The 460-nt window shown below is 65.0% G+C and carries 1 protein-coding gene; it reads left to right on the forward strand.

Annotation, left to right across the window (positions count from 1 at the left end; genetic code table 11):
- The coding region (locus tag Q673_RS24985; protein WP_023005411.1) for a helix-turn-helix domain-containing protein at nt 1-331 on the forward strand (331 nt) is incomplete at its 5' end.
- Nucleotides 332-460 lie beyond the last annotated feature (129 nt).

A 460-nucleotide genomic window follows, 5' to 3' on the forward strand; every position in this document is an offset into this window, starting at 1 on the left:
GCTGCAGCTGATCGCCGAGGCGGTGGGCGAGATCCTCGAGGGCGAGGTGTGGCTGCCGGCCGAGCTGGCCGAGGCCATCGGCGAGGCCGACGAGGAGGAGACCCGCTTCGCCGAGGCGATCGCCTCGCTTACCCCGCAGCAGTTCCGGGTGCTCAACATGCTCACCGAGGGGCTGCTCAACAAGCAGATCGCCTACGAGCTCAACGTCTCCGAGGCCACCATCAAGGCCCATGTCACCGCCATCCTGCGCAAGCTCGGCGTGCACTCCCGCACCCAGGCGGTGATCGCCGCCCAGAAGCTCGAGGTGGAGCCGCCGAAGGTCGAGTCCTGACCGGGCTTCGCCCGGAGGTACAAGCCCCAAGGCGCAAGCTTCAAGGAAATACAAGAAACCCACCTGACGGTGGGTTTCTTGTATTCAAGGACCTGATTCGATCGCCTGTTGCTCCTTGCTCCTTGCTCC

The sequence above is a fragment of the Halomonas sp. PBN3 genome (assembly GCF_000475415.1).
Lineage (GTDB): Bacteria > Pseudomonadota > Gammaproteobacteria > Pseudomonadales > Halomonadaceae > Halomonas > Halomonas shengliensis.